At 65.0% G+C, this 2375-nt stretch carries 2 protein-coding genes; both read right to left on the bottom strand.

What is annotated here, in order from left to right; translation table 11 throughout:
* Positions 1-370: 370 nt before the first annotated feature.
* Complete coding sequence (locus tag BBK14_RS12170; protein WP_071062040.1) at positions 371-1312, bottom strand: TIGR03621 family F420-dependent LLM class oxidoreductase; 942 nt, start codon at positions 1310-1312, stop codon at positions 371-373.
* Entirely contained in the window at positions 1305-2054 is a 750-nt protein-coding gene (locus tag BBK14_RS12165) for an SDR family NAD(P)-dependent oxidoreductase (protein WP_071062043.1), read from the bottom strand. The genes BBK14_RS12170 and BBK14_RS12165 overlap by 8 nt, the downstream gene beginning before the upstream one ends.
* Between the last annotated feature and the right edge of the window lie 321 nt (positions 2055-2375).

Raw genomic sequence — 2375 nt, 5'->3', positions numbered from 1 at the left:
TCTGGGCCAACGTGGTCCCGGTGGGCGACACGCGGGAAGCGCGGGCGGTTTCCCGGCGCCGCACCACAGATCTGCTCCGCGAGCTTCTCGACCAGAGCTAGACCGACGGTTGCTCGATCTCGTCCGGTTCCCTGCGGCGTTCAGGGTCTAGCCGGGGGCTCGGCGCGTGGACGGGGAAGATCCGCGCGACCGAGGCCCCCGACCGGTGCACGCGGTGCTGGCTTCGGGACCTCTGCGCGCCCGAAGCCGCCGGCAACAGATCAGGCACGCCGGCTAGGCCATCACCCTGATGCGTCGGTCACCGCCCCGCTCATACGGCTCGCTCCGCGCTGCAGACAACGACGCGCCACCGAATGATCTACGGGGCTGGCTACTGGCCGCTCAGCCTGGTGACGACGGGCGCGAAATCGTCGATCTGCTTGCGCGGGATGGTGATGTAATTGACTCCCGTTATCTCGCGGCGTTCCTGTAAGCGATGGATGATTTCCTCCGGCGTGACTTCTGGGATGGCCTTGCGCAGGCTGGCTGACCAGCGATCCAAGGAGGAGTCGATGTCGTCGGTCACGGACACCAGGTACGGCGAGCTTTCCAGCTCCAGTGCTGGAAATCGCGTACCGGCGGCCTCGCGGACCGTGTCGAGGCGCCGTTGTTCCTCTTCTAGCGGTGTGAGTCCGGCGTCGTTCAGGGGCTTCCAGCCAACGTTGGCCATGCTGACGATGTCGGCCTCACGCGCGGCCAGGGACAGGACGCGCTTCTTGGAGCCACCGATAAGGATGCGGGGACGAGGACGTTGGACGGGGAGCGGCAGTCCGGCGTAGCCACTGACTCTGACGTGATCGCCCGTGACGTCGATCGGCTCGCCCGACCAGTGCGCCTTCATAAGGGTGACAACTTCCTCGAGCTTCGAGACGCGTTGAGGAGCCGCATGGAAGGGGAGACCCATCGCTTCGTATTCTCCCTGGTTGGTGCCGGCCCCGATGCCGAACTCGAAGCGCCCGTCGGAGAGCAGGTCGAGGGTTGCCGCCTCCTTCGCCAGCGCCGCAGGCAGGTGGTAGTCGATGCAGAAGACGCGGCACCCGATGCGTAGCGTGGATGTCCATGCCGCCGCGGCGGCCATGGCCGCGATGGGGGCCAGATGTTGCGGGCGTAGGAGAGTGCGGGCGCTGACCGGTCCGGGACCGATGTAGTGGTCTGCGAGGAACAGGGTCGAGTAACCGAGGTCCTCGACCCTGCGGGCAAGGTCACGCCACTGGTCAGCGGAGGTTGCGGTGGTCGTCTGGACGGCGAAGCGGAACGGGCGTGTGCTAGGCACAGACGTAGCCGCCGTCGACGGGAAGGGCCACTCCGGTGACGAAGGACGACTCGTCGCTCGCGAGGAAGATCGCGGCAGCTGCCAGCTCGCTGGAAAGACCCCACCGACGCATCGGCTGAGGAGGCACCGGGGCGTCGGCGGGCGGTTCCGAGTGCTCTCTTGAACCCGGCACTAACCCGGTCCAGGTCATTCCTGGACAGAGGGCGTTGACCCGAACACTTTTATCCGCGAAGTCGAGCGCCACAGCCTTGGTCATCTGGATGACGCCGCCCTTAGATGCACCGTACACGGCGTTCTTTCTCCAACCGACCAGTCTGGCTGCCGACGCGGTGTTCACCACGGAGCCTCCACCGTTGCGGAGCATGGCCTGAATGCCATACTTCATCCCAAGGAAAACGCCTTTGAGGTTCACGTCGAGGACACGATTGTAGTCCTCCTCCGTCTGCTCGGTGATGAGCAGTTTGGGACCGCCGATACCAGCATTGTTGAAGAGGATGTCGAGCTTCCCGAAACGGTCCTCCGCGATGGCGACCATTCGCTCGACGTCTGCGGCGACCGCGACGTCGACGTGCACCGCCACCCCGGCCTCACCGATCTCGTCGGCGGTCCGCTCCTCATCGCCGCTGAAATCGGCGCAGATGACCTTCGCACCCTCTGTGGCGAAGAGTCGGGCGCTCGCGTGCCCTATGCCTGAACCGGCGCCTGTAACGATCGCAATCTTGCCACCGAGACGTCCTCCCATGTGATCCATCCCTCCGCTGGCACGAGTCGCTCTGACGGCCGATCGTCAACGCCCGACCGCCAAGAAGATGTTGGACGACCGAATATTATGTGACCTATGGTACGGTCGTACAGCACGGACGGTCAGGGCTACATGTGGGGCGACGACAGGGAACCACCCGGCCTGTCTTGGCTTGCAGGAGAGCGCGGTAGAGCGCGCCGGGTCGGTGCACGGGTGCTCTGCACCTCTAGGGCCTGTTCTGAGTCCGGATCACAATCGGGGTGTTCGTCCTTCGTCCGGGTGCTTCGGCTGGTAGCACGGTTGTATGACGCGTGGTGATCT

It is taken from the genome of Parafrankia soli, from assembly GCF_001854695.1.
Taxonomy (GTDB): Bacteria; Actinomycetota; Actinomycetes; order Frankiales; family Frankiaceae; genus Parafrankia; species Parafrankia soli.
Note: the sequence above shows the minus strand (reverse complement) of the source record. Positions and strands in the feature narration are given on the sequence as shown.

Bases quoted from the DNA above. Each gene is read 5' to 3' on its own strand.
- BBK14_RS12165 (WP_071062043.1), bottom strand. From the start codon at position 2,054: ATGGGAGGACGTCTCGGTGGCAAGATTGCGATCGTTACAGGCGCCGGT.